We start from the raw sequence: 23,227 nt of genomic DNA on the forward strand, positions 1-23,227 counted from the left end.
TAATCGAGTATTTTCTCAAGAAAATAGGTCGTGGTCTCAGTACACGTCAAAACGTGGGACCACCCCTTTAGGATGGACCTGCGCCCACGTGGATGGGCAGGTACCCATAGGAGGTGGTCCCCATGGAACAGCTTACCCCACTCATCAACGCCTTGAAGCGATACTGGAAGGCCGACCTCAGGCGCCTCACCTTCCTGGCCGCCCTGGTGATGGCTCTGGTCACCGCCCGCACCACAAGCGGCCCCAGACTCGCTCTTTCCCTCGGCTCCATAGCCAGCCCTGACCCCCGCTCCGCCTACCGAAGGTTCCAGCGGTTCTTGGCCTGGCCGGGGCTGGACGGGGAGGGCTATGCCCGCTTCATCTTCGCCCTCCTCCGACCCCAAGGGCTCCTCCTGGTCATGGACCGGACCGAGTGGGAGCTGGGGAAGAGCAAGGTCAACCTCCTGATGCTGGCCTTCCTGTACCAAGGCCTGGCCGTCCCCCTGTTCTGGAGCTTCCTTCCCCACGACGGCAACTCCTCCACCCCCGAACGCATCGCCCTGATGGAGAGGGCCTTGGCTTTCCTGAGGGCCCACTTCCCCCACCTCCGGGTGGAGGGGTTCCTGGCGGATCGGGAGTTCATAGGGGAGGCGTGGTTCCGGTACCTGGAGGAGAAGGGCATCCCCCGGTGCATCCGAATCAAGGCCAACACCCGGATGTGGCGGTTGGGCTCGGGCCCTCGGGCCTGGGAGCTCTTTGCCTCCCTGAAGGTGGGAGAGAGCCGGGTGCCCAGGCGGCGGTACTGGGTCTACGGGCGGCGCATGTGGGTGGTGGGGTTGCGCCTTGGGGTCCGGGAGTGGCTGATTGTGGCTACGGACCTGGACCCTCACCGGGTGCTGGAGGTGTACGGGCTCAGGTGGGGGATAGAGCGGCTCTTTGGGGCCCTGAAGGGGCGGGGATTTGACCTGGAGGCCACGCACGTGACGCGGGGGGAGAGGCTTTCGCGGCTTTTGGTCCCCTTGAGCCTGGCCTTCGTGTGGGCGTTTCGGACGGGGCTTGTGCTGCACCGGGTGCGTCCGGTGAGGCCCAAGAAGCACGGGAGGCTGGGACAGAGCCTCTTCCGGGCGGGGCTGGACCTGCTCACCCTTTGGGCGCTTGCCCTCTGGGGTGCAGGGGGAGGAAGGCGCGGAAGTCCCTTGGGGTTATGCCCTATGGAGGTTTTGACGTGTACATAGGGTCGTGGTTTTCAATTGCGGAACAGCGGAGCTCTTGTTCAGCGCCTGGTTAAAGTAAATCAGAGGGGTGGTAAGAGAACCGTCCAACAAGACAACCTCGTGGGGCGCTTGCGAGGCCAGAATTAACTCCATACCGATCATCAAAGCGCGTAAAATGGTGCCGGTTTCAGCTTCGTGGGGTTCGGTTTCGACCCAAACATCGTGCCGAGGTTCTGGCCAATGGCGCGTTTCTGTGGGGGGCGTTAAGCCCTCCACTGCGACAGCTGCTGCGGCGACCAAATCGTTGGCTAACAGTCGCTCCACAGCGTAAGAACCATCTACACCACAACTCGTCGGGATGGGCGGGTATGGAAGCGTGGCGTCCCGGCTGAGCAAACCGGCCTGTTCCAGGTTTTCCCGCCATGCCGGGCGGCGAGTGTGCGCTTCTTGAAAGTTGGCAAGCAGCTTCTGGCTTAGATCCTCTGTGCGTTTGAGGACGTCATTAACTAAGGCAACGGGCAACTCTCCAAAGGGGGAGTTGGGTGTTTCTCCCATAGCGCTCTTATAACATTATATCACAAATTTTGGGTTGTGAAAGCTTGCAAGAGAGTATCGGCTATTTTAGTGTTAGTCCAACATTTCCAAGAATCAGTGCGCTTTGCCCTTGGTATTAGCCAACGCTCCCGCCACCATTTGGCAAGTTCAGAAAATGGTAGGTCCCGGTACACCGGTTCCAAATCGCGGCCTTCCATATATGCGTCTAGGTTGTCAATAAGTCGGAACAAATACACTTCTCTTTTAACGCCATGACGGAGGAAATCCTTTGGCAAGCCTAATCTTTCAAGGGCACGGACCATTGTTTGCCATTTCCTCCGCGGTCCAGTCCCAAAGCCACCCCTTGTGGATATACCCTGTCCTTCCAAGATGCTGCGAAAAATGGGGTAAAAAAGCTCTAGGTGAAAGGTGCCGTAACCCTCGGTATAACCGATGGGCTCAGCAATCAGCAGTTTGCGGTAGCGCAAGCGATTATATAGGCTGCTGCGCCCAAATGCGCTTGTGGTGGTTAAGGCCACTAAATGGGGGGGCAAGAGTTTCCCATCCATCTGTGTTAAGCGACCAGTGTATTTGCGCGTATAGGCCATTCGAACCTCGTTTGAGGCGGCAGCCAGGGCAACTAGTTTTCCCCCCAATAGGAAGCTATAAGGAGGCACTGCGCCCAGAATATGGACATCCATCGTTTGATTTACCAGTTCAACCTTGCGTCCTGGGGGGTAGGAAAATAGACGGTCTCTTGCTGGGAAGGTGAGGGGAGGGGATTGGAACGAGAGGATGCCTATCAGTTTGCCGTTTGCGCGGTCCTTTACCAAAAATTGCATCCGGCGGCCAAATCCCTTGGAAACGGGAATTGACCAGAGTAGTTTAGCTATGCGGAAGAGGATTCGATCTTCTTCTGTTTTCACTTCAAGGAGCACGGGATCTACTCGTGCGGGATCGACTTCGTCGCCGCTTGCGAAGGAGGAAAGATACTTTGGCAGAACCCCCTCAAGCCATTTGCGTTGCTTACTAAGTTCCTTTTCTACTGCGAAACGGTGAACTGTTCGCAAAAAGTCCTTTTCCCTCGAAGCGTAATCCGGGTTGGCTCTTTCTTCCAAAACCAACTTCAGTAACTGCATGTGTTCGAGGACAGAACTTCTTAACTTTTCTACGTCTTGAATCTCGCTGTTATTGACGTCTTCAACAACGGTTCGTAGCATGGTTAGGTTAATGCTATCACCCTGGCAGAGAGGTTTACCCCTCCAATAACGCCTCCACAAAGGCCTCGGCGTCGAAGGGTTGGAGGTCGTCGGGGCCTTCCCCCACGCCGATGAACCGGATGGGCACCTTAAGGGTGCGCACGATGGGGATGAGGACCCCGCCCTTGGCGGTGCCGTCCAGTTTGGTGACGATGACCCCGGTGAGCCCCACCGCCTCGTGGAAGCGTTTGGCCTGCTCGAGGCCGTTTTGCCCGGTGACGGCATCCAGCACCAGCCAGACCTCCTTAGGCTCCTCGGGGTCCGCTTTGGCGATGGCCCGCTTCACCTTCTTGAGTTCCTCCATGAGGTTGTGCTTGGTGTGCAGGCGGCCCGCGGTGTCCACCAAGAGGAGGTCGTAGCCCCGGGCCCTGCGGGCGCTGGCGGCATCAAAGGCTAAGGCGGCGGGGTCGGCTCCTTCCGGCCCCTGGATGACGGGGATGCCAAGCCGCTTGCCCCACTCGGCCAGCTGAGCCCCGCCCGCGGCCCGGAAGGTGTCCCCGGCGCAGAACATGACCTTCCTGCCCAGGTTTTGGTAGTAGCGGCCCAGCTTGGCGATGGTGGTGGTCTTGCCCACCCCGTTCACCCCCACCATGAGGACCACGTGCCCCTTAAGCTCTACGGGCTTGGGGGTTTGCGGACGGAAGCCCAGTTTTCTTAAAGTAGCCCGGCGCTCGTCCGGTTCTAGCATCTGGACGAGCTTTTCCTTGACCGCCTCCTTCAGGTCCTTCCGCCCCGAGGCCCTTACCTCGGCGATGAGCTCCTCGGTGGCCGGAAGGCCCACATCGGCGGCAAGGAGGGCCATTTCCAGTTCCTCTAGGACCTCCTCAGGATCCCCACCCCAGGGGATGGCCCTGAGAAGGGTTTCCCGGGTCTTGGCTAGGCCGGCTTTCAGTCGGTCAAAAAAGCCCATGCGTTTCCTATTCTTTTCCCGGATGGACGTTTAGCGGAAGTTCACCCCAAAGGCGAGGTGCCAGGTCTTGGGGAACTGGGCGAAGCCGTACACGTAGGTAGCCTCGAGGAAGAGGCCCGTGTAGGGATCTATAAGGCCCTCCATCCCTCCCGTGAAGCTCACCCCCGCGGTGAGGCTGCTTCCCACCACAGCGCTAAGCCCGCCGCCAAAGTAGGGAAGAAGCCCTGCCAGGCTGGGGTCGTACTGGCCCAGGTCGGGCTTGAAAAGGAGGGCCGCCTCGAGGGCCACACCCGGGGTTGCCGGGGCCAGCATGGCGGCAAGCCGACCCGAGAGGTTCTGCCGCAGGCGGTTTTCCAGCCCCGCCCCGAAGGTGAGCCCAAGGCTTTCCCCATAGCCAAATCGCATCTGAGTGGCGCTCTGGGCGCTGGCCACTCCCAAAACGAGAAGGAGAGCAAGGAGAACCCGCCTCATGGCTCCAGTATACCCTGGCTTGTGGGGTGTTTCACGAAGTTCCTCCTGCCAGGGCCCGGGCCAGCCGGGCGAGGACCCGCTCCTTGCCGAGGAGGGCCATGATCTCGAAAAGCCCTGGGGTTTCCAGGCTCCCCGTGAGGGCGGCCCTTAGGGGCTGGGCCACCTGGGAGAGCTTCAGGCCCCGGTCCTGGGCGAAGCTCCGGAGAAGGGCGTCCAAGGCAGCCTCGCTCCAGTCCTCCTGGGCCCGGAGGAGGGGCTCCACCTCGCGAAGCACAGGAAGGCCTTCCCTCATCTTCTCCAGGGCTTTTTCCGTGAAAGGGTAGTCCTCGCTGAACAGGTAAGGGGCCTTTTCCGGAAGCTCCTTGAGGGTGTCAAACCGGGGGCGCATGAGCTCCACCGCCCGCCTCAGGTAGGCCTCGCTGGGCCAGGAAAGCCCGGCCGCCTGCAAAAAGGGCTTCACCCTTTCCGCCACCTCCTCCAGGGGGAGGACCTCGCGGATGTACTTGCCGTTCAGCCAGCGGAGCTTCTCCAGGTCAAAGACCGGCCCCCCTAGGGAGACCCGCTCCCAGGTGAAGGCCTCGATGAGCTCCTCCAGGGTGAAGATCTCCCGCCCGTCGGGCATGGAGAAGCCCATGAGGGCCAGGTAGTTCCGTAAGGCCTCGGGCAAAAAGCCTTCAGCCCGGTACCACTCCAAGGAGGTGTGGCTCTTCCGCTTGCTGATCTTGGTCTTGTCGGGGTTTCTAAGGAGGGGCATGTGGTAGAACTTGGGCACCTCCCAGCCGAAGGCCCGGTAGAGGAGAACGTGGATGGGGGTGGAAACCAGCCACTCCTCGGCCCGGATCACGTCCGTCACCCCCATGAGGTGGTCGTCCACCACGTTGGCCAGGTGGTAGGTGGGGTAGCCGTCGGACTTGAGGAGGACCACGTCGGGGATCTCCTGGTTGTCGTAGACCACCAGCCCCCGAAGCTCGTCCTTCACCTCGGTGGTGCCGGGCCTCGGCACCTTCAGGCGGATCACGTGGGGCTCGCCCCTTTTTGCCCTTTCCTCGGCTTCCTCGGGGGGGATGTTGCGGGCGCGGCCGTCGTACCCTCCCTTTTCCTTCCGGATCCGTTCCAGCTCCTCCGGGGTTTCAAAAGCCCGGTAGGCCCACCCCCGCCTGAGGAGTTCCTCGGCGTGCTTTTGGTAGAGGGGTAGCCGTTCCGACTGCCGGTAGGGGGCGTGGGGCCCGCCGATATCCGGCCCCTCGTCGTAGGAGATGCCGAGCCACTTCAAAGCGGCCAGGATGCGCTCCTCCGCCCCCGGCACATAGCGGGTGCGGTCGGTGTCCTCTATGCGCACCAGGAAGCGCCCCCCGTTTTTCCTGGCCCAGACGTAGTTGAAAAGGGCGATATACGCTGTTCCCACGTGGGGGTCCCCCGTGGGGCTTGGGGCGATGCGGGTCACCACCATACCTCGCCCATTATCTCACCCGGGACTAAAGGTTGGGGCTTAGGCTTTAGGGTAATGGACGGGGAGCTTCTGGCCCAGGGTTTGCGCAAACGCTACGGCCCCAGGGAGGTGGTGCGGGGGGTGGACCTGAGCCTCAAGCGCGGGGAGATCGTGGCCCTCTTCGGCCCCAACGGGGCGGGGAAGACCACCACCTTCTACATGATGGTGGGCTTCATCCGTCCCACGGGTGGGCGGATCTTCCTTAAGGGACGGGAAATAAGCCAGCTTCCCATGTACCGCCGGGCCCGGCTGGGTTTGGGTTACCTGCCCCAGGAGCCTTCCGCCTTCCGCCGGATGACGGTGCTGGAAAACCTCCTGGCCGTCTTGGAGTTCCAGCCCCTTTCCCGGGAGGAGCGCCTGGAGAAGGCCAAGGCCCTTTTGGAGGAACTGGCCATCTACCACCTCAAGGACCGGATGGCCTATGCCCTCTCCGGGGGGGAAAGGAGGCGGCTGGAGATGGCCCGGGCCCTTTGCACCGACCCCGATTTCATCCTTCTGGACGAGCCCTTCACCGGGGTGGACCCCAAGAACGTGAAGGAGATCCAAAAGGTCATCGCCGAGCTCCGGGAGAGGCGGGGGGTGGGGGTTTTCATCACCGACCATGCGGTGCGGGAAACCCTGGCCATCACCGACCGGGTCTACGTGATGTATGACGGCCAGATCCTCTTCCACGGGGATCCCGACACCTTTGCCCGGGACCAGGGGGTAAGGCGGCACTACCTGGGAGAGGACTACGAGCTTTAAACCATGACCTTCTGGGCCCTCCTCATCCTGATCCTCCTCCTGGCCGCCTTGGTGGCCTATCTGGGGGATAGGGTGGCCAAGTGGGCGGGGAAGCGGCACTACCGCCTTTTTGGCCTCAGGCCCAGGCAGACGGCCACCCTGGTGGCGGTCCTCGCCGGGGTGGGGATCGCCCTTCTCAGCTACCTGGGGTTCCTCCTGGTGTTCCGGGAGGCCAGGGAGGTGATCCTCGAGGCCCAGGCCATCCGGGCTGAGCGGGACCAGCTTAGAAGGGAGAGGCAGGTTCTCCTGGAGGCCAAGGCGGCCATGGAGGCCGAGGCCAGCAGGACCCTGGCGGAGCTCAATGTCCTGCGGGAGGAGCGAAAAGATCTTTCCCGGGCCCTGGAGCAGGCCAACCAGGTGAGGAAACGCCTGGAGGAAGAGGCCAAGGCCCTGGCCTCCCAGGTGCAGGCCCTGGGAAGGGAGCGGGCTACCCTCGAGGCGGAGCGGCAGGTTTTGGCCCGGCTTCTTGTGGAAAGGAACCAGGAGCTGGCCTGGAAGACGGCGGAACTGGCGGAGAAGAGCGAGGAGCTTAAGGCCCTGGAGAAGCGCCTTGCCACCCTCCAGGAGGCGGTAAAGCGGGCGGAGGCGGAAAGGGCCCGGTTTGCCGAGGAAAGAAAGCGCCTGCAGGAGGATGTGCTTAGGGCCCTTTCCCGCCTGGAGGAAACCCGGCGGGAGCGCCAGGTCCTTGCCCAGGAGGTGGAGGCCTTGAAGGCCAGCCTCGCCAGGGCCCGGGAGGAGCTTCTAAAGACGGAGGAAAGGGTGAGGAATCTCCTGGTGCAGGCGGAGGTGCTTCAGGGGGAGCGGGGCCAGCTGGCCCAAAGCCTGGTCCGGCTCAGCCAGGGCCTCTACCTGGGGGAGGTGCGCCTTTTGGCGGAGGAGGGGCGGGAAACCCTGGCGCGGGTGGCCGAGCGCCGGGCCCTTTTGCAGGGTTTCCGGGGAGTGGAGCTTTTGGACGCTCCCCAAGGCCCGGGGCTTGCGGTGCTGGAGGGGGCGGGGTACCAAGAGGGGAGGCTTTTGGTGCGCGTGCGCCTTTATCCCGAGCGCAAGGTCTTCGCCGCCGGGGAGGTTCTGGCCGCCCGCACCTTCCGCCTTTCCACCCAGGCCCGCAACCAGGAGGCCCTCGAGGGCCTGGGGGAGGCCGTGCGGCAACGGCTTCTGCAGGCAGGGTATGCCCCGGAGTACGCCACCTTTCCCTCTCCCGAGGAGCTGGCCCGCGGCCTCGCCCTTCTTCAAGGGAAACGGGGAGTGGTGCGGGTGGGGGTGGTGGCGTCCAAGGACCTATGGACCACGGAAAGGCCCCTTCTCTCTTTCCAGCTCCTGGGAGGGCCTCCGGGCCCGGAGGTACCGGTCCCGACCCGTCAAATCCCTTAGCACCTCTACTCCTTCCCAGCCCATGGCCTTTAGTTCCTGGGCCAGAAGCCCCACGTTTTCCGGCGCCAGCTCCAGGAGGAGGAACCTACCGGGCTTGAGGGCCCTCCCGGCCTCCTGGACTAGGGGGCGGGCCACATCCAACCCTTCCCTTCCCGCATAGAGGGCCTGGGGGTTTTCAAAGGCCAGCTCCTTCGGAGCCTGGGACCGGTAGGCCTCGGGGAGGTAGGGGGGGTTGGAAACGACCAGGTCCAGATCCTTCACCCCGCCGGTGAGGGGAGCCTGAAGAAAGGTTACCTCTAGCCCCAGCCTGCGGGCGTTCTCCCGGGCCAAGGCCACGGCCTTGGGGTCGGTATCCGTGGCCCACACCTGGGCTTCCGGGAGATGTGTTTTTAGGGCCAGGGCGATGGCTCCCGTGCCCGTGCCCACGTCCAGAATACGGGGAGCTTCGGGCAGGGGAAGCCCTAGGGCGAGCTCCACCAGGCCCTCCGTCTCGGGCCTGGGGATGAGGATGCCCTCTTGCACCTTTAGGGGGAGGCCGAAGAACTCCACCTCCCCCAGCAGGTACTGTAGGGGATAACCCCCAAGGCGCTTTTCCAGGAGGGCCAGGGCCCTGGCTTCGGTCCCTGGGGGCGGGGTCCGGGATAGGCCAAGGAGGAGGTCCTTACGGGAAAGGCCCGAGGCCAAGGCCAGGAGGTCCCAGGCCTCCTTTTCCGGGAGCCCTTTAGCCTTAAGCCTCCTCTCCAGTTCCCGAAGGAGCCTGACCACGGGGGTAGACCACCACGTGCCGCTCCTCTCCTTCCCCCTGGCTTTCCGTGGTCACCTGGGGGTGGTTTTTTAGGAGCATGTGCACGATCCGCCTTTCCGAGGGGCGCATGGGGGGAAGGTGCAGGGGCTCCTGGGTCATGGCCACGGTGAGGGCGGCATCCTCGGCGATCTTGCGGATCTTGTCCTCCTGCCGCTTGCGGTAACCGGCGGCATCCAGGATCACCCGGTAGGCGCTGCCGAAGTGCTTGGCCAGCACCACCCCGGCCAGGTACTCCACGGCCTTTAAGGTGCGCCCCTCCTTGCCGATAAAGCGCCCCAGGTCCCCACCCTTGACCTCCGCCTTGAGGAGGTTCCCCTCCTGGCGGATCTCCACGTAGTGGGCGGGGTCCAGGCGCAGCAAAAGGCCCACCAGGAAGCTCTCCAGCACCTCTTTGGGCCCTTTTTGCGTGGGGCTGGCTTTCCCCGCCTCTTTTAACTCCACCCCCACCGGGGCCTCTTCCAGCACCCCCAGGTCGGAGAGGAGGTCGTCGATGCTCTTTTTCTTCTCGTCCATGCCCTCAGTTTACGCCGCTAAGGGCTTGAGGCTTTTGTTGATCAGCCACTGCTGCACCAGGCCGATGAGGTTGGAGAGCACCCAGTAGAGGGTCACCCCTGCGGGGAACTGCAGGACCAGGAAGATGAAGATCAGGTTCATGAAGAGGCTTTGCCGGATGAGGTCCTTGTTCCCGTGGGCGGAAAGCCAGGTGGAGAGGAAGGTGGAGGCCACGTAGAGGGCGGGGAGGATGTAGAAGGGGTCGGGGAGGGCCAGGTCGGGGATCCAGAGGAGGCCCTGGCCGAACTCGTAGTTGGCGATCACCTTCCAGAGGATGAAGAGGATGGGCATCTGGATGAAAAGGGGGAGGCAGCCTGCGGCGGGGTTCACCTTGTGCTCCTGGTAGAGCTTTATGGTGGCCTCCGCCCGCTTGTTGGGGTCGTCCTTGTACTTCTCGTTGATCTTTTGGATCAGGGGCTGGAGGCGTTGTATCTCCGCCATGCTCTTGAACTGCTGGTGCATGAGGGGCCAAAGGAGGAGGCGCACCACCAGGGTCAGGAAGAGGATGGCCAGGCCCCAGCTACCCGTGTAGCGGAAGGCCACCTCCATGAGCCAGAGAAGCCCCAGGGAAAGCTGCCCCCAGATGTTGGGGGAAAAGAGGCCGGGAAGGAAGAGAAGGCCCTCCACGTGGAAGCGCACCAGCTCGTTCTGGCCCCCGTAGACCTTGAGGGTCTCCCCGGGAGTCAGGGTAAGGGTGGCCTCCTTGCCCACCAGCTTCCCCGAAAAGGGCCTTTGGGCGAAGGCCACCAGGGCATAGCCCGCCTTGGGCTTGGTCTGCCAGGCCAGGTAAACCAGCTGGCCCTCCCCGCTCGGGGTGGGTTCCGTTTGCCCTTGTAGGAGCACCTTGGGGCTTCCCTGGGCGGAAAGCCTCAGGGTGAGGGGGAAGTCGGCGCTGATCTGGACGGTGTACCGCCCCTTTTCGATGCGGTAGGTGAGGGTGCCCTCTTGGCCCTGGAAACGGGCCAGAAGGCGGCCATCCTCCACCTGGTACTCCGCTTTCTCCGGGGTGAAGCCCACCGGGGCCACCACGGGGCCGTTGCCGCTCAGGTTGGGGGCGCGGGTGTAGTCGTTGAAGGCCGTGCCCTTGTAGGTCTTCACGTACCAGCCCACCACCTGGCCCTTCTGGTCAAAGGCCAGGTCCATGAGGTTGGTGACGGCGATCTTCTCCGGTACCCCGTCCCCGTTTACGTCCTGGTCCTTGAAGCCCGCCTCGAGGGCCAGGGCGCTAAAGCCCAGCAGGAAAAGGAGGGGTAAAAGCCTTTTCATCGTGCCTCCTTGTGGGTCTTAACGGTTCTCCTGGGTGGGAAGACCAGGGGCACCGGGTCCAGTCCCCCGGGGTGCAGGGGATGGCATTTCAGGATGCGCCTGGCCGCCAGGTAGGTACCCCATAGGGCCCCGTGGCGCTCCAGGGCCTCGAGGGCGTAAGCGGAACAGGTGGGGTGGAAGCGGCAGGTCTTGGGTTTTAGGGGGGAGATGAACCTGCGGTATGCCTTGACCAGAAGGATCAGTAAGCCACGCACGCCGCCTATTGTATCAGCCCGCTCTTCTTGAGGGCGCGGATGAGGTCCTGGAAGAGCTCGGCGTAGGTGGCCTCCCGGGCCTCGGGGCTTGCGATCACCAGGAGGTGGGCCTTGGGGAGGTGGAGGCGGCGGAGGATCTCCCTTAGGCGGCGCTTGATGCGGTTGCGCACCACCGCCTTGCCCACCTTCTTGGACACCACGATCCCCACCCTGAGCTCGGGGGCGGGGAGCCACTTCACGTTCAAAAAACGGCCCCGCCCCATGCGTCCTTGGCGGAGCCTTTGGAATGCCCGGTCGCCCTTTAGGGAAAGGAGTTTACCCCCCGCTGCAGGGGGGGGTTGGCTCAGGCGTTCACCCTGGGGGTGAGGCGCCAGCGGCCCTTCTGCCTTCTCCGCTTCAACACCTTCCTGCCGCCTGGGGTCCTCATGCGGGCCCGGAAGCCGTGGGTCTTGGCCCGCTTCCTCCGGTTGGGTTGCCAGGTCCTTTTCATCCATTTCCCTCCCTGGGGCCTTGGCCCCCAATACCTTAAAGAGTGTAGCATAAGAAGGGCTATACAGGGTCTAACGGTTTTTTACACCCTGGCAAGAGAGCGTTGACATCCGTTTTGCCTTCCCCTTATACTTCTCCCCAAACAGCTGTTAGGGAGGAGGTCCGTGGCCCAGCTTTTGGTGGAGAACATCACCCTAACCTTTGGCGGCGTGGCTGCTCTTTCGTCGGTTTCCCTGGCGGTGGAGGAGGGGGAGCTGGTCTCCGTCATCGGCCCCAACGGGGCGGGGAAGACCAGCCTTTTAAACTGCATATCGGGCTTCTACCATCCCCAGCGAGGTCGCATCCTCTTTGGGGGGCACGAGATCACCCGCGCAAGCCCCCACGAGGTGACCCGTCTGGGCATCGCCCGCGCCTTCCAGAACATAGAGCTATTCTCTGGCCTCACGGTGCTGGAAAACCTCATGCTGGCCCGGCACACCCACCTGGGCTACAACCTTGCCCAGGCCGGGGTCTTTTACGGCAAAGCTTTGGCCAAGGAGGTGGAGAACCGCCGGGTGGTGGAGGAGGTCATCGACTTCATGGAGCTGGAACCCTACCGCAAGGCCTTGGTGGGAAATCTCCCCTATGGGGTCAGGAAGCGGGTGGAGGTGGCGCGGGCTCTTTCCCTTTCCCCCAGGCTCCTCCTTCTGGACGAGCCCATGGCGGGGATGACCCTGGAGGAGAAGGAGGACATGGTGCGCTTCATCCTGGAGATCCGGGCCCAAGGCACCACGGTGATCCTCATCGAGCACGACCTGGGGGTGGTCATGGACATCTCCGACCGGGTGTATGTGCTGGACTTCGGCCAGGTGATCGCCGAGGGGGCGCCGGAGGAGGTGGCCAGGAGTCCCAGGGTTCAGGAGGCCTACCTGGGGGTGGAGGCATGAAGGCCCTAAGGCCCTCCTACGAGATGAAGCGCTACACCCTGCCCCAGCTTCTGCGCCTTAGGGCGGAGCAGGAGGGGGACAGGGTGGCTTTGAGGGAAAAGGACTACGGCATCTGGAACGAGATCACCTACGCGGAATATTACGAGAAGGTCCTCCTCTTCGCCCATGGCCTCCTCTCCTTGGGCTTTGAACCGGGGGAGAGACTGGCCATCATCGCCGACAACATCCCGGAGTGGCTCTATGCGGAACTCGGCACCCAGGCGGTCCGGGGGATCAGCGTGGGGGTTTACCAAAGTAGCCTGCCCGCTGAGATCGCCTACATGCTGGGCTACACCGGGGCCAGCATCGTGCTGGCCGAGGACCAGGAGCAGGTGGACAAGCTCTACGAGATCCGAAGCGAGATCCCGAAGGTCCGCCACGTGATCTACGAGGATCCCAAGGGCATGCGGAGCTACCGGGACCCCTGGCTCCTTTCCTTTGAGGAGGTCCTGGAGCGGGGCCGGGAGCACCGGAGGAAATATCCCGACGCCGTGGAAAGACTCCTCCTCGAGGCGAGCCCCGAGGAGGTCTGCCACCTTTCCTCCACCTCGGGCACCACGGGAAGGCCCAAGGCGGCCATGCTCCGCCACCGCAACCTCATCCACATGGGGGTGGCCCTGCAGGAGGTGGATCCCCTTTTGCCCACCGACGACTACCTCTCCTTCCTGCCTTTGGCCTGGATTGGGGAGCAGATGATGTCCGTGGCCATGGCCCTCACAGGGGGCTTCGCCGTCAACTTTCCCGAGGCGGTGGAAACCGCCATGCAGGACCTTAAGGAGATCGGCCCCCACGTGATGTTCAGCCCCCCCAGGGTTTGGGAGAGCATCCAGAGCAACATTTGGGTGCGCATGTCGGAGAGCTACGCCTTCAACCGCTTCGTCTACGAGAAGCTCTTGAGAATAGGCTACCGAGCGGCGGAGTACCGCATGCGGGGGAAGCCCATGCCCCCGGGGCTCCGTTTGGCCTACTGGTTGGCTGACCAAGTGCTTTTCAGGCCCTTGCGGGACCAGTTGGGTTTCTTGCGCCTCAGGCGGGCCTATACAGGGGGTGCCGCCTTGGGCCCCGATGTCTTCCGCTTCTTCCACGCCATCGGGGTCAACCTGAAGCAGATCTACGGCCAGACGGAGATCATCGGCATCGCCTTCGTCCACCGGGATGGGGACGTGCGCCACGATACCGTGGGCCTTCCCATCCCCGGCACCGAGGTGCGGATCAGCGAGGAGGGGGAGATCCTTTGCCGCTCCGATGCCGTCTGTGCCGGCTATTGGGAGCGCCCCGAGGCCACGGCGGAAACCTTCCGGGATGGCTGGCTCCACACGGGGGATGCCGGCTACCTCACCGAGGATGGGCACCTGGTGGTGATCGACCGGCTTTCCGATGTGATGCGCACGGAAAAAGGCACGGTCTTTAGCCCGCAGTTCGTGGAGAACAAGCTGAAGTTCTCCCCCTATATCAAGGAGGCGGTGGTCTTCGGTGACCGCAAGCCTTATCTGGCGGCCTTCGTTAACATAGATCCCCAGACGGTGGGCAAATGGGCGGAGGACCGAGGCCTGGCCTACACCACCTACCTAGACCTCTCCTTAAAGCCCGAGGTGGCCGGGCTCATCCGTAAGGAGGTGGAGAAAGTGAACCGGGAGCTACCTGAGGACCTAAAAATCCGCCGTTTTGTCCTGCTTTACAAGCTCCTGGACGCCGATGACGAGGAGCTCACCCGCACCGGTAAGGTGCGCCGGGGGCTCATCGCCAAGAAGTACGCGCCCTTGGTGGAGGCCCTGTATTCCCAGGTCGAGGCGGTGGAGGTGGAGGCGGAGTACCGCTACCAGGACGGAACCGTCCAGCGGGTGCGGGCCCGGGTGCCGGTTTTGGACCTCTGGGAGGAGGTGATGGTGTGAGCTTCTTCTTGCAGCTTATCTTTTCCGGTATTGTCCTGGGCTTGGTCTACGCCCTGGCCGCCTTGGGTTTCGTTCTCATCTATAAGGCCAGCCGGGTGGTGAACTTTTCCCAGGGGCAGTTCATCGCCGTGGGGGCCTTTGTGGCCTACTGGGCCATGGTGTCTTTGGGAGCCCCTTTCCTGCTGGCCGCGGCTTTGGCCTTGGCCTTGACCGCCCTTTTGGGTTTTGGGGTGGAGCGGGTGTTTCTGAAGCGCCTGGTGGGCCAGCCCATCATCTCGGTCATCATGGCCACCATTGGTTTGGCCTCCTTGCTGGATGGCTTGATCCACCTGACCCCTTATGGGGCGGGGAACTTTAGCTATCCCAGTTTCCTGCCCGCAGGGGGGGTCACCCTCTTGGGGGTGCAGATCTCCTATGCCCAGCTTCTGGCCGTGGGCTTCACCCTGCTTTTCCTCCTGGCCTTCACCTGGTTTTTCCAGCGTTCCACCCTGGGCGTGGCCATGCGCAGCGTGGCCGACGACCAGATGGCGGCCATGAGCCTGGGGGTTTCCGTGGAACGGGTCTTCGCCTTGGCCTGGGCGGCGGCGGGGCTTACGGCGGCGGCGGCGGGCCTGGTGGTGGGAACCATCTCCGGGCTCAACCTGGATGGCCTGGTGCACATCGGCCTGCGGGTCTTCCCGGTGGTGATCCTGGGGGGTCTGGATTCCATCCCGGGGGCGGTGGTGGCCGGTATCCTCATCGGGGTTTTGGAGAACCTGGCTGCGGGGTTCTTGGACCCTTTTATCCCCGGAGGAGGCACCCGGGATGTCTTCCCCTTCCTGGTTCTCCTTTTGGTCCTTTGGTTCAAGCCCCATGGCCTTTTTGGCACGGAGGAGATTGAGCGCGTATGAGAAACCCCTGGGCCCAGACTGGAAACTACCGCACCTCGTACCAACAGGACACCAGCATCTTTGCCACCCACCGGGAGCTGGTCTCCCTTCTTCTCTTCCTGGGCTTCCTCCTGGTTCTGCCCCAGTTCCTCTCCCGCACCCAGGTTTTCATCCTGGACCTGATCCTGGTCTACAGCATCGCCGTTTTGGGGCTGAACATCACCACCGGTTACGCCGGCCTCATCAACATCGGCCAGGCGGCCTTCATGGGGGTGGGGGCCTACACGGCGGCCCTTCTCGCCCCCCAGGGACTTCCCTTTTGGCTCGTGGTTCCCTTGGGCGGGTTGGTGGCGGCCTTTTTCGGCTTCCTGGTGGGCATCCCCAGCCTTCGGGTGAAGCACCTCTACCTGGCCCTGGCCACCTTGGCCTTCCAGGTGGTGTTTGAGTGGACCGTCGGGCACATGCCTCTTCTAAAGCAGGGTGGGGCCATGGACATGCCCCGGGCCAGCTTTTTGGGATACGAGGCGGGCTTTCGCAACCACTTCCACTTCTGGTACTACGTTTCCCTGGTGGTTTTGGTCCTTCTTGCGGTCTTCTTCCGCAACCTCCTGCGCACCCGTTACGGGAGGGCTTTGATGGCGGTGAGGGACAATGACCGGGCGGCAGACGCCATGGGCATGGACCCTGGCCGCACCAAGCTCTTCGCCTTTGCCCTGGGGGCTTTTTACGCCGGGGTGGCGGGGGTGCTTTACGCCTACCTTTCCCGGGCCGTGGTCATAGAGGACTACACCTTTGCGGTTTCTATCAAGCTTTTAGCCATGGCCATCGTGGGGGGATTGGGTACCTTGGTGGGGAGCTTCCTGGGGCCGGCCTTCCTGGAACTCTTGGACGTGAACATGGAGGCTCTCTCCAACTTCATCAAGGCCTTGGGCTTCAGCGTGGCCGGGGTGGATGTGGCCAGCGCCTTAAGGCCCTTGGCCTTTGGTCTCATCATCGTGCTCTTCCTGATGTTTGAGCCCAGGGGGCTTTACAACTGGTGGCGGATCGTGCGAAGCTACTTCCGCACCTGGCCCTTTAAGTACTAGGCAACCCCCCTTATGGGGTTGGCAATGGGAGGTGAGCGAGATGCGAAAACTCTGGTTCGGTCTTTTGGCGATGGCGGGGCTGGCCTTGGGCCAGCAGCAGGTCACCATCCTGTGGTCGGGGGCCATCACCGGTCCCACCTCGGATGCCGGGGCTCCTTACGGGGCGGCGGTGGAGGACTACTGCAAGTACGCCAACGAAAGAAAGCTTATCCCCGGGGTGGTCTTGAACTGCCTGGTGCGGGACGACCAGTACAACAACGCCAACACCCAGCGCTTTTTTGAGGAGGCCTTGGACCGGTTCAAGATCCCCGTTTTCCTCTCCTACGCCACCGGAGCCAACCTGCAGCTCAAGTCCCTGATCCAGGAGGTGAAGGTACCCACGATCCCCGCCTCCATGCACGTGGAGCTTATTGATCCCCCCAACAACGACTACTTCTTCATCCCCACCACCACCTACTCCGAGCAGGTGGTGGCCCTCTTGGAGTACATCGCCAAGCAGAAGAAGGGGGCTAAGGTGGCCTTGGTGGTGCATCCTTCTCCCTTCGGCCGGGCCCCGGTGGCCGATGCCCGGAAGGCGGCAGCCCAGCTGGGCCTGCAGATCGTGGATGTGCAGGAGGTGGGGGCGGGGAACCTGGATAACACCGCCCTCCTCAAGCGCTTTGAGGCGGCCGGGGTGGAGTACGTGGTTCACCAGAACGTGGCCGGCCCCGTGGCCAACATCCTTAAGGATGCCAAGCGCTTGGGGCTGGACAAGAAGATCCGGCAGTTTGGGGCCCACTACACGGGTGGTCCCGATCTCATCAAGCTGGCGGGGGATGCGGCGGAGGGGTTCCTCTGGGCCACCAGCTTCTACATGTTCCACGAGGATGCCCCGGGCATCCGCCTGCAGAAGGAGCTTGGGCAGAAGTATGGGCGGCCCCAGGCCATCGTGGGAAGCGTGAACTACACCAACGGCATGCTGGCCACGGCCATTGCCGTGGAGGCCATGCGCCGGGCCCAGGAGCGCTTCAAGCGCATCACCGGGGAGACCGTCTACCAGGCCCTCGTGGGCATGAACGGCCCCAATGCCTTCAAGCCAGGCTTTGCCGTTTCCACCAAGCAGGGGATTGAGATCGACTTCACCAAGAGCGAGCGCACCGGGGCCGAGGGCTTGAGGATCCTCGAGGCCAAGGGGGGCCGCTTCGTCCCCGTGACCGAGCCCTTCACCTCGGCCCTCTTCCGCAAGGTGCACTACGGCAAGTAAGACGTTCGGCCCGGGGGAACTCCCCCGGGCATTCCTTACGCCATGAGCCTGAACCCCACGCGCCCCGAAGACTTAGGCCCCATCCTCCTTTTGGTCAACAACATCGAGGTGGTCTACCACGACATCATCCAGGTCCTGCGCGGGGTTTCCCTGAAGGTCCCCGAGGGGCGCATCACCGCCCTCTTAGGCCCGAACGGGGCCGGGAAGACCACCACGCTCCGGGCCATCTCCGGCCTTTTGATCCCCGAGGACGGGGAGGTGGTGAGGGGAGAGATCCTCTACCAGGGAAAGCCCATCCATAATCGCCCCCCCGAGGAGATCGTGAGGATGGGCATCGTCCAGGTGCTGGAAGGCCGGCGGGTTTTCAAACACCTCACGGTGGAGGAGAACCTGCGGGTGGGCACCTTGACCCGTAAGGACAGCCGTCTTAAGGAGGATCTGGAGCGCATCTACCATTACTTCCCCCGCCTGGCCGAGCTCAGGAACCGCCTGGCCGGGTACTGCTCGGGGGGAGAGCAGCAGATGATCGCCATCGGCCGGGCCCTCCTGGCCAAACCCCGGCTTCTCCTCCTGGACGAGCCCTCCTTGGGCCTGGCTCCCCTTTTGGTGCGGGAGATCTTTGACATCGTGGCCCGGGTGAACGCCGAGGAGGGGGTCACGGTCCTGGTGGTGGAGCAGAACGCCAGGGTGGCGCTTTCCATCGCCCATTACGGGTACATCATGGAAACGGGGCGGATCGTCCTGGAGGGGGATCGGGACTACCTGTTGGAAAACCCTGACGTGCAGGAGTTCTACCTGGGGGTGGCCAAAGGGGGCGGACGCAAGAGCTTCAAGGAGGTAAAGGCCTACAAGAGGCGGAAGCGGTTCATGTAGCCTGCCGCAGGACCCCGGCGTGGCGAGGCCCACGCTGGGGTTCGTATCATGGAGAGCGTGGTGCGCTTTCGCATGGAAGGGGTGCGCCTGGACCAGGCGGTGGCCGAGGCCTGCGGGGTAAGCCGCAGCCGGGCCCAGGAATGGATCGCCCAGGGCCGGGTCCAGGTGGGGGAAAAGGTGGTGGAAAAGCCCTCCTACCGCCTTAAGGGGGAAGAGGTGCTGGTGGTTCCCCCGGAGGAAAAGCCCTTCGTGGCCCCTCAGGACCTGGCCATCCCGGTGCTCTACGAGGACGAGGACCTCCTGGTCCTCAACAAGCCTGCGGGGCTTCTTACCCATCCGGCTCCCGGGGTATACACGGGCACCGTGGTCAACGCCCTGTTGGGGCGGTACTTTCCTCTCCAGGAGGCCGAGCGGCCCGAGGAGGTGCGTCCCGGCATCGTGCACCGCCTGGACAAGGACACCAGCGGGGTCCTGGTGGTGGCCAAGCATGGAGGGGCCCTCGAGGCCCTGGCCCGGGCCTTCCGCGACAGGCTGGTGATGAAGCGCTACCTGGCCATCACCGAGGGGCACCCCAAGGAGGGCACCCTCATCGCCCCCATAGGCCGGCATCCCGTGGAGCGGCACAAGATGCACGTGGGGGGGATTGCGCCCCGGTATGCGGAAACCGAGTTCCGCATTCTCGCCACCGCCGGACCCTACGCCCTGGTGGAGGCCCGGCCCCACACCGGCCGTACCCACCAGATCCGGGTCCACCTCAAGCACCTGAAGGCCCCCATCCTAGGGGATGGGGTTTATGGGCGGGAAAGCCCCCTGATCTCCCGCCAGGCCCTCCATGCCTACGAGCTTCGCCTTCCCCATCCCCGCACCGGGCGCATCCTGGAGTTCCAGGCACCCGTACCCCGGGATATGGTGGAGGCCTGGCGCGCCCTCGGGGGGGAGTGGCCTGAGGGGATCCTGTTGGAAGACCCCGTATAATCGCCCTTGATGAAGCGTTTTTCGGTTTCCCCGGAGGAGGGTTTGGACGGCGCTCAACCCCGAGGGGATTACCTCGAAGCCCGTACCGGGGAAGGAGCCTATGTGCTCCGTGTGGGGGATGCTCGGAAAGTGCTTGCCAACTTTCCTGAGGCCTCCGTTCATCTGGTCTTAACTTCTCCTCCCTATTGGACGCTGAAGCAGTACGAGGACGTGCCCGGCCAGCTAGGGCATATCGCGGACTACGAGGCTTTTCTGGACGAGTTGGACCGGGTATGGCGGGAGGTTTTCCGCCTCCTCGTGCCTGGGGGCAGGCTGGTGATCGTGGTGGGGGACGTGGCCGTGGCAAGAAGGCGCTTCGGGCGGCACCTGGTCTTTCCCCTCCACGCCGATATCCAAGTGCGCTGCCGCAAAATCGGGTTCGATAACCTGAACCCCATCCTTTGGCGCAAGCACACCAATGCGAGCCTCGAGGTGGAAGGACGGGGGGTCTTCCTAGGCAAGCCCTATGAGCCTGGGGCTATCATCAAAACGGAGGTCGAATACATCCTCATGCAGCGGAAGCCCGGAGGCTACCGCAGGCCTAGCCCCGAGCAAAGGGAGAAAAGCCGCCTTTCCAAGGAGGACTTCCACCGCTTCTTCCGGCAAATCTGGGAGGACATCCCCGGGGAGAGCACCCGCCTCCATCCAGCCCCCTTTCCCCTGGAGCTCGCCGAGAGGCTGGTGCGCATGTTCAGCTTCGTGGGGGATACCGTCCTAGACCCCTTCGCCGGGACCGGGACCACCCTGGTGGCCGCCGCCAAGTGGGGGAGGAGGGCCCTGGGGGTGGAGCTGGTGCCGGGCTACGCCGCCCTCGCCCGGGAGCGCTTCGCCCGGGAGGTGCCCGGGGAGGTGCTGGAGGTCGTGGGGGACTAGATGGAGCTAGGGCAGGCCCTAGAGGCTGCGGTTTGGGACGGGCTGGAAAAGCCAGCCCAGAGCAAGAGGCGTTGGGATCTTTTGGCGGACTACTGTATGGCTCGGCTGGAGGCCCGGGGCCTTAGGGGCCTTTTGGGAGGAAGCCGGGGTGAAGTGAGCGTCCGGGGTTTTGCCCGGGCGAAGGACTGGGATGTGGTCCTGCTCGCCCCCCTCCTCGCCGGCGGGGGAGGGGGACGTATCCAGCACCCAGGGGAGAAGCCTCGCCTCCTTCTTTCCCTCAAGTCGGTCCTCCGCAATCCCCTGGGTTCCCTCCCCAACCGATTGGACGACCTCCTCGGCGAGGTTTCCTCTGTCCAGATGCTCTACCCGGAGGTGGTCATCGGCTACATTGTGGTTTTAGACCACGGGGCCTTTGGCAAAAGCGCGGGGGGGAAGGCCGCCAAGGCAGGAGGAGAGGAGTGGGAAGAGGGCTACAACCGCTTTAAGGAGCGGCTGGCCCATTTGACCCAGCGGCGGCCTCCCTTGTGGGCCCAGGGCCTCATTGAGGGGCACTGGGTCATTGAGGTGGACAGCCGAACCCCTGGCCTTTTCCTGGACCTCGAGGCCACCCTGGAGGCGGGGGAGGCCTTCTTTGACGCCCTTGTAGGGGCCCTGAGGGAGCGGGAACCCCTCCTCTTCCTAGACCACGGCCAAAAGCCCCTTTAGCGCCTGACCCAAGCGCCGCACGCCTTCTTGGATTCTCTCCCGGTCCAGGGTGGCGTAGGAAAGCCTCAGGGTGTTCTCCCCGCCTCCATTGGCGAAGAAGGGCCCTCCGGGCACGAAGGCTACGTTTTCCTCTATGGCCCGTTGGAAAAGGACCTCGGCGGAGAGCCCCTCGGGGAGGGTCATCCAGACGAACATCCCTCCCTTGGGCCGGGTATAGGCCACCTCCTTGGGCATCTCCCGGTCCAGGGCCTCCAGCATGGCCTGGGCCTTGGCCTTGTAGGTGGTGCGGATCCTCTCCAGGCGTTCCGGGAAGCCTTCCTTCACCAGCTCGTGCACCAGGATCTGGTTGAGGACCGGGGTGTGCAGGTCCACCCCTTGCTTGGCTTGGGTGAGCTTGAGGATGGCCTCGGGCCGGGCCACCACGAAGGCCACCCTCAGGCCCGGGGCCAGCACCTTGGAGAAGCTACTCAGGTAGATCACACCGGGGTAGCCCGCCTCCCGGGCCAGCTCAAAAAGGCTTGGCAGGCGGCTTTCCCCAAAGTAGAGCTCCCGGTAGGCGTCATCCTCCACCACCACCAACCCCCGTTCCATGGCCATTTCCAGGAGGCGCCTGCGGGCTTCCAGGGGCATGAGCCCCCCGGAGGGGTTCTGGAAGGAGGGGATGAGGTAGAGGAAGCGGGGGCGCTCCTGGTCTAGGGCTTCTTCCAGGGCACTGAGGTCCGGCCCCTCTTCCCCGGCCGGCACCGTGAGGAAACGGGGGCCGTAGGCCCGGAAGACCTGGATGGCCCCCATGTAGCTGGGGGCCTCCAAGAGAACCGGGCTTCCCTCGTCCAAAAAGACCTTCCCCAGAAGGTCCAGGGCCTGCTGGCTTCCCGTGGTGATGAGGACCTCCTCCGGGCTCACCCCAAGCCGCTCCGCCACCCAGGCCCTTAAGGGGAAGTAGCCCTCCGTGGGCCCGTACTGCAGGGCCACCTCGCCCTTTTCCCTTAGGATCTCGGCTGCCTTGGCCGCCGCCTCCTCCTTGGGGAAGAGCTCGGGGGCGGGAAGGCCCCCGGCGAAGCTGAGGACGCCGGGGCGCTGGGTGAGCTTTAAAAGCTCGCGGATGGTGGAGGCCTGGATGCGCCTGGCCCGCTCGCCAAAAAGGGTATTCCAGTCCAGGGTTTTCACCTACCCATTTTATCCCTCGCCCCCCCGGGGTTTCAGGGGAAGAGTTTCCGATAGGCCTCGAGGGCGTACCGGTCGGTCATCCCGGCGATGTAGTCGCACACCGCCCGCTCAAGCCCCTCCAGGGGGATCCGGGCCTGGACCTCCTTGGGCAGGATCGCAGGGTACTGGGTGTAGGTGTGGAAAAGATTCTCCAAAACGATTTCCGCCTTGCGCCTCTCCCTCAGGACCTCGGGATGGCGGTAGAAGCGCTCCAGGAGGAAGGCCTTCAGTTCCCGGTGAGCCCGCTCGGCCTCAGGGGTGAGAGCAGCCAGGCGTTCAGGATGCCGGCGCACTTCCTCCGGGCTCCTCACCCCGGCCCCTTCTACCCTTTGGTGGGTGGCCTCTATGGAGGCGGTGATGAAAAAGCCCAGAAGCTGGCGCACCAGGATCCGGCGGGAAAGCTCGGTTAGCTCCGAAAGGTCCAGGCCTTCTTCCCGGGCCAGCTCCGCCAGGAAGGGCACCTCGGTGAGCTCTTGGGGGCGAAGGAGGCCACTACGGAGGCCGTCGTCCAGGTCGTGGGCCGCATAGGCGATGGCGTCGGAAAGGTCCACCACCTGGGCCTCGAGGGTGCCCTTGCCCTCGTACTCCGGCTTGAAGCCCGGGGTATAGGCGGCCTCGTGGGTGGCGATGCCCTCCAAGACCTCATGGGTGAGGTTGAGGCCCTTGAACCCGGGGTAGCGCACCTCCAGCTCGGTGAGGATCCTCAGGGCGTGGGCGTTGTGCTCAAACCCCCCGTGGTCCTGCATGAGCTCGTTCAGGACCTTCTCCCCCGTGTGGCCAAAGGGAGGGTGGCCTAAGTCGTGGGAAAGGGCGATGGCCTCCGTGAGGTCCTCGTTGAGGCCCAGGGCGCGGGCGATGGAGCGGGCCACCTGGACCACCTCCAGGGTGTGGGTAAGGCGGGTGCGGTAGTAGTCCCCAGCCCAGTTGGGAAAGACCTGGGTCTTGTACTCCAGGCGCCGGAAGGCGGTGGTGTGAAGGATGCGGTCCCGGTCCTTCTGGAAGGGCGTGCGGTAGGGGGACTCGGGTTCCGGGTATTTCCGCCCCCGGGTGTCCCGGGCCTTCTGGGCGTAGGGTGCCAGCCTTTCCGCCTCCAGATCCAGAAGCCTTTCCCTGGAGTAGAGCATCC

General features: G+C 63.6%; 25 protein-coding genes. 12 read left to right on the forward strand and 13 right to left on the reverse strand.

Annotated elements, in window-relative coordinates; genetic code table 11:
* Positions 1–122 precede the first annotated feature (122 nt).
* Complete coding sequence (locus MI302_RS03355; RefSeq protein ID WP_014514485.1) at positions 123–1,214, forward strand: IS4 family transposase; 1,092 nt, start codon at positions 123–125, stop codon at positions 1,212–1,214.
* Here MI302_RS03355 and MI302_RS03360 read toward each other — a convergent pair.
* Genes MI302_RS03360 through gltX form a run of 5 tightly spaced genes read right to left on the reverse strand, consistent with a single transcriptional unit; the run spans position 1,182 to position 5,817 of the window.
* Positions 1,182–1,748, reverse strand: a complete 567-nt coding sequence (locus tag MI302_RS03360; protein ID WP_239726204.1) for a hypothetical protein — start codon at positions 1,746–1,748, stop codon at positions 1,182–1,184. The genes MI302_RS03355 and MI302_RS03360 overlap by 33 nt on opposite strands.
* Positions 1,749–1,768: 20 nt before the next feature.
* Positions 1,769–2,947, reverse strand: a complete 1,179-nt coding sequence (locus MI302_RS03365; RefSeq protein ID WP_200855933.1) for a Druantia anti-phage system protein DruA — start codon at positions 2,945–2,947, stop codon at positions 1,769–1,771.
* A gap of 34 nt (positions 2,948–2,981) precedes the next feature.
* Positions 2,982–3,896 (reverse strand): signal recognition particle-docking protein FtsY, encoded by a 915-nt coding sequence (ftsY, locus tag MI302_RS03370; RefSeq protein WP_239726205.1) that lies wholly within the window; start codon positions 3,894–3,896, stop codon positions 2,982–2,984.
* A 30-nt stretch (positions 3,897–3,926) separates the two neighbouring features.
* Positions 3,927–4,367: a hypothetical protein gene (locus MI302_RS03375; protein WP_239726206.1), complete on the reverse strand. Its 441-nt coding sequence runs from the start codon at positions 4,365–4,367 to the stop codon at positions 3,927–3,929.
* Between the two features lie 31 nt (positions 4,368–4,398).
* Positions 4,399–5,817, reverse strand: a complete 1,419-nt coding sequence (gene gltX, locus MI302_RS03380; protein WP_239726207.1) for a glutamate--tRNA ligase — start codon at positions 5,815–5,817, stop codon at positions 4,399–4,401.
* A 54-nt stretch (positions 5,818–5,871) separates the two neighbouring features.
* Between gltX and lptB the strand changes: the two genes are divergently transcribed.
* Positions 5,872–6,600 (forward strand): LPS export ABC transporter ATP-binding protein, encoded by a 729-nt coding sequence (lptB, locus tag MI302_RS03385; protein WP_239726208.1) that lies wholly within the window; start codon positions 5,872–5,874, stop codon positions 6,598–6,600.
* Between the two features lie 3 nt (positions 6,601–6,603).
* Positions 6,604–8,010, forward strand: coding sequence for a DUF3084 domain-containing protein (locus MI302_RS03390; RefSeq protein ID WP_239726209.1), 1,407 nt, complete (start codon positions 6,604–6,606; stop codon positions 8,008–8,010).
* Here MI302_RS03390 and prmC read toward each other — a convergent pair.
* The 6 genes from prmC to rpmH form a co-directional block, all read right to left on the reverse strand.
* Positions 7,918–8,775, reverse strand: coding sequence for a peptide chain release factor N(5)-glutamine methyltransferase (gene prmC, locus MI302_RS03395; protein WP_126165429.1), 858 nt, complete (start codon positions 8,773–8,775; stop codon positions 7,918–7,920). The genes MI302_RS03390 and prmC overlap by 93 nt on opposite strands.
* Positions 8,738–9,328 carry a R3H domain-containing nucleic acid-binding protein gene (locus tag MI302_RS03400; protein WP_015716481.1) on the reverse strand — a complete coding sequence of 197 codons (591 nt, stop codon included), beginning with the start codon at positions 9,326–9,328 and terminating at the stop codon, positions 8,738–8,740. Before MI302_RS03400 ends, prmC begins: the two co-directional genes overlap by 38 nt.
* Before the next feature lie 9 nt (positions 9,329–9,337).
* Positions 9,338–10,633: a YidC/Oxa1 family membrane protein insertase gene (locus MI302_RS03405; protein ID WP_239726210.1), complete on the reverse strand. Its 1,296-nt coding sequence runs from the start codon at positions 10,631–10,633 to the stop codon at positions 9,338–9,340.
* Positions 10,630–10,887: a membrane protein insertion efficiency factor YidD gene (yidD, locus tag MI302_RS03410; RefSeq protein WP_239726211.1), complete on the reverse strand. Its 258-nt coding sequence runs from the start codon at positions 10,885–10,887 to the stop codon at positions 10,630–10,632. Before yidD ends, MI302_RS03405 begins: the two co-directional genes overlap by 4 nt.
* Positions 10,888–10,892: 5 nt before the next feature.
* Positions 10,893–11,150, reverse strand: a complete 258-nt coding sequence (gene rnpA, locus MI302_RS03415; protein WP_239726212.1) for a ribonuclease P protein component — start codon at positions 11,148–11,150, stop codon at positions 10,893–10,895.
* Positions 11,151–11,230: 80 nt separating this feature from the next.
* Positions 11,231–11,377 carry a 50S ribosomal protein L34 gene (rpmH, locus tag MI302_RS03420; protein ID WP_015716485.1) on the reverse strand — a complete coding sequence of 49 codons (147 nt, stop codon included), beginning with the start codon at positions 11,375–11,377 and terminating at the stop codon, positions 11,231–11,233.
* 163 nt (positions 11,378–11,540) lie between these two features.
* Here rpmH and MI302_RS03425 point away from each other — a divergent pair, with 163 nt between their 5' ends.
* Genes MI302_RS03425 through MI302_RS03465 form a run of 9 tightly spaced genes read left to right on the forward strand, consistent with a single transcriptional unit; the run spans position 11,541 to position 20,895 of the window.
* Complete coding sequence (locus tag MI302_RS03425; protein ID WP_038031422.1) at positions 11,541–12,302, forward strand: ABC transporter ATP-binding protein; 762 nt, start codon at positions 11,541–11,543, stop codon at positions 12,300–12,302.
* The gene (locus MI302_RS03430) at positions 12,299–14,233 is read left to right on the forward strand and encodes a long-chain fatty acid--CoA ligase (RefSeq protein WP_239726213.1); all 1,935 of its coding nucleotides are present in this window, start codon (positions 12,299–12,301) and stop codon (positions 14,231–14,233) included. Before MI302_RS03425 ends, MI302_RS03430 begins: the two co-directional genes overlap by 4 nt.
* Entirely contained in the window at positions 14,230–15,123 is an 894-nt protein-coding gene (locus MI302_RS03435) for a branched-chain amino acid ABC transporter permease (RefSeq protein ID WP_239726214.1), read from the forward strand. Before MI302_RS03430 ends, MI302_RS03435 begins: the two co-directional genes overlap by 4 nt.
* Entirely contained in the window at positions 15,120–16,187 is a 1,068-nt protein-coding gene (locus MI302_RS03440; protein WP_239726215.1) for a branched-chain amino acid ABC transporter permease, read from the forward strand. The genes MI302_RS03435 and MI302_RS03440 overlap by 4 nt, the downstream gene beginning before the upstream one ends.
* Before the next feature lie 40 nt (positions 16,188–16,227).
* Positions 16,228–17,430, forward strand: coding sequence for an ABC transporter substrate-binding protein (locus tag MI302_RS03445; RefSeq protein ID WP_239726216.1), 1,203 nt, complete (start codon positions 16,228–16,230; stop codon positions 17,428–17,430).
* A 42-nt stretch (positions 17,431–17,472) separates the two neighbouring features.
* Positions 17,473–18,303, forward strand: coding sequence for an ABC transporter ATP-binding protein (locus tag MI302_RS03450; protein WP_015716491.1), 831 nt, complete (start codon positions 17,473–17,475; stop codon positions 18,301–18,303).
* Positions 18,304–18,351: 48 nt separating this feature from the next.
* Entirely contained in the window at positions 18,352–19,278 is a 927-nt protein-coding gene (locus MI302_RS03455) for an RluA family pseudouridine synthase (RefSeq protein WP_239726217.1), read from the forward strand.
* Positions 19,279–19,287: 9 nt separating this feature from the next.
* Positions 19,288–20,190, forward strand: coding sequence for a site-specific DNA-methyltransferase (locus MI302_RS03460; RefSeq protein WP_239726218.1), 903 nt, complete (start codon positions 19,288–19,290; stop codon positions 20,188–20,190).
* Entirely contained in the window at positions 20,191–20,895 is a 705-nt protein-coding gene (locus MI302_RS03465) for a hypothetical protein (RefSeq protein ID WP_239726219.1), read from the forward strand.
* Here the strand turns inward: MI302_RS03465 and lysN are convergent.
* Both lysN and MI302_RS03475 read right to left on the reverse strand, forming a co-directional pair.
* Positions 20,869–22,062, reverse strand: coding sequence for a 2-aminoadipate transaminase (lysN, locus tag MI302_RS03470; protein WP_239726220.1), 1,194 nt, complete (start codon positions 22,060–22,062; stop codon positions 20,869–20,871). The two genes, MI302_RS03465 and lysN, sit on opposite strands and share 27 nt — an antisense overlap.
* Positions 22,063–22,094: 32 nt before the next feature.
* Positions 22,095–23,225, reverse strand: a complete 1,131-nt coding sequence (locus MI302_RS03475; RefSeq protein ID WP_239726221.1) for a deoxyguanosinetriphosphate triphosphohydrolase — start codon at positions 23,223–23,225, stop codon at positions 22,095–22,097.
* Positions 23,226–23,227: the final 2 nt, after the last annotated feature.

This window comes from Thermus sp. NEB1569, from assembly GCF_022385295.1.
Taxonomy (GTDB): Bacteria; Deinococcota; Deinococci; order Deinococcales; family Thermaceae; genus Thermus; species Thermus scotoductus.

Coding starts and splice junctions, on each gene's coding strand:
- MI302_RS03355 (WP_014514485.1), top strand. CDS start 123: ATGGAACAGCTTACCCCACTCATCAACGCCTTGAAGCGATACTGGAAG.
- MI302_RS03360 (WP_239726204.1), bottom strand. CDS start 1,748: ATGGGAGAAACACCCAACTCCCCCTTTGGAGAGTTGCCCGTTGCCTTA.
- MI302_RS03365 (WP_200855933.1), bottom strand. CDS start 2,947: ATGCTACGAACCGTTGTTGAAGACGTCAATAACAGCGAGATTCAAGAC.
- ftsY (WP_239726205.1), bottom strand. CDS start 3,896: ATGGGCTTTTTTGACCGACTGAAAGCCGGCCTAGCCAAGACCCGGGAA.
- MI302_RS03375 (WP_239726206.1), bottom strand. CDS start 4,367: ATGAGGCGGGTTCTCCTTGCTCTCCTTCTCGTTTTGGGAGTGGCCAGC.
- gltX (WP_239726207.1), bottom strand. CDS start 5,817: ATGGTGGTGACCCGCATCGCCCCAAGCCCCACGGGGGACCCCCACGTG.
- lptB (WP_239726208.1), top strand. CDS start 5,872: ATGGACGGGGAGCTTCTGGCCCAGGGTTTGCGCAAACGCTACGGCCCC.
- MI302_RS03390 (WP_239726209.1), top strand. CDS start 6,604: ATGACCTTCTGGGCCCTCCTCATCCTGATCCTCCTCCTGGCCGCCTTG.
- MI302_RS03400 (WP_015716481.1), bottom strand. CDS start 9,328: ATGGACGAGAAGAAAAAGAGCATCGACGACCTCCTCTCCGACCTGGGG.
- MI302_RS03405 (WP_239726210.1), bottom strand. CDS start 10,633: ATGAAAAGGCTTTTACCCCTCCTTTTCCTGCTGGGCTTTAGCGCCCTG.
- rnpA (WP_239726212.1), bottom strand. CDS start 11,150: ATGGGGCGGGGCCGTTTTTTGAACGTGAAGTGGCTCCCCGCCCCCGAG.
- rpmH (WP_015716485.1), bottom strand. CDS start 11,377: ATGAAAAGGACCTGGCAACCCAACCGGAGGAAGCGGGCCAAGACCCAC.
- MI302_RS03430 (WP_239726213.1), top strand. CDS start 12,299: ATGAAGGCCCTAAGGCCCTCCTACGAGATGAAGCGCTACACCCTGCCC.
- MI302_RS03440 (WP_239726215.1), top strand. CDS start 15,120: ATGAGAAACCCCTGGGCCCAGACTGGAAACTACCGCACCTCGTACCAA.
- MI302_RS03445 (WP_239726216.1), top strand. CDS start 16,228: ATGCGAAAACTCTGGTTCGGTCTTTTGGCGATGGCGGGGCTGGCCTTG.
- MI302_RS03450 (WP_015716491.1), top strand. CDS start 17,473: ATGAGCCTGAACCCCACGCGCCCCGAAGACTTAGGCCCCATCCTCCTT.
- MI302_RS03455 (WP_239726217.1), top strand. CDS start 18,352: ATGGAGAGCGTGGTGCGCTTTCGCATGGAAGGGGTGCGCCTGGACCAG.
- MI302_RS03460 (WP_239726218.1), top strand. CDS start 19,288: ATGAAGCGTTTTTCGGTTTCCCCGGAGGAGGGTTTGGACGGCGCTCAA.
- MI302_RS03465 (WP_239726219.1), top strand. CDS start 20,191: ATGGAGCTAGGGCAGGCCCTAGAGGCTGCGGTTTGGGACGGGCTGGAA.
- MI302_RS03475 (WP_239726221.1), bottom strand. CDS start 23,225: ATGCTCTACTCCAGGGAAAGGCTTCTGGATCTGGAGGCGGAAAGGCTG.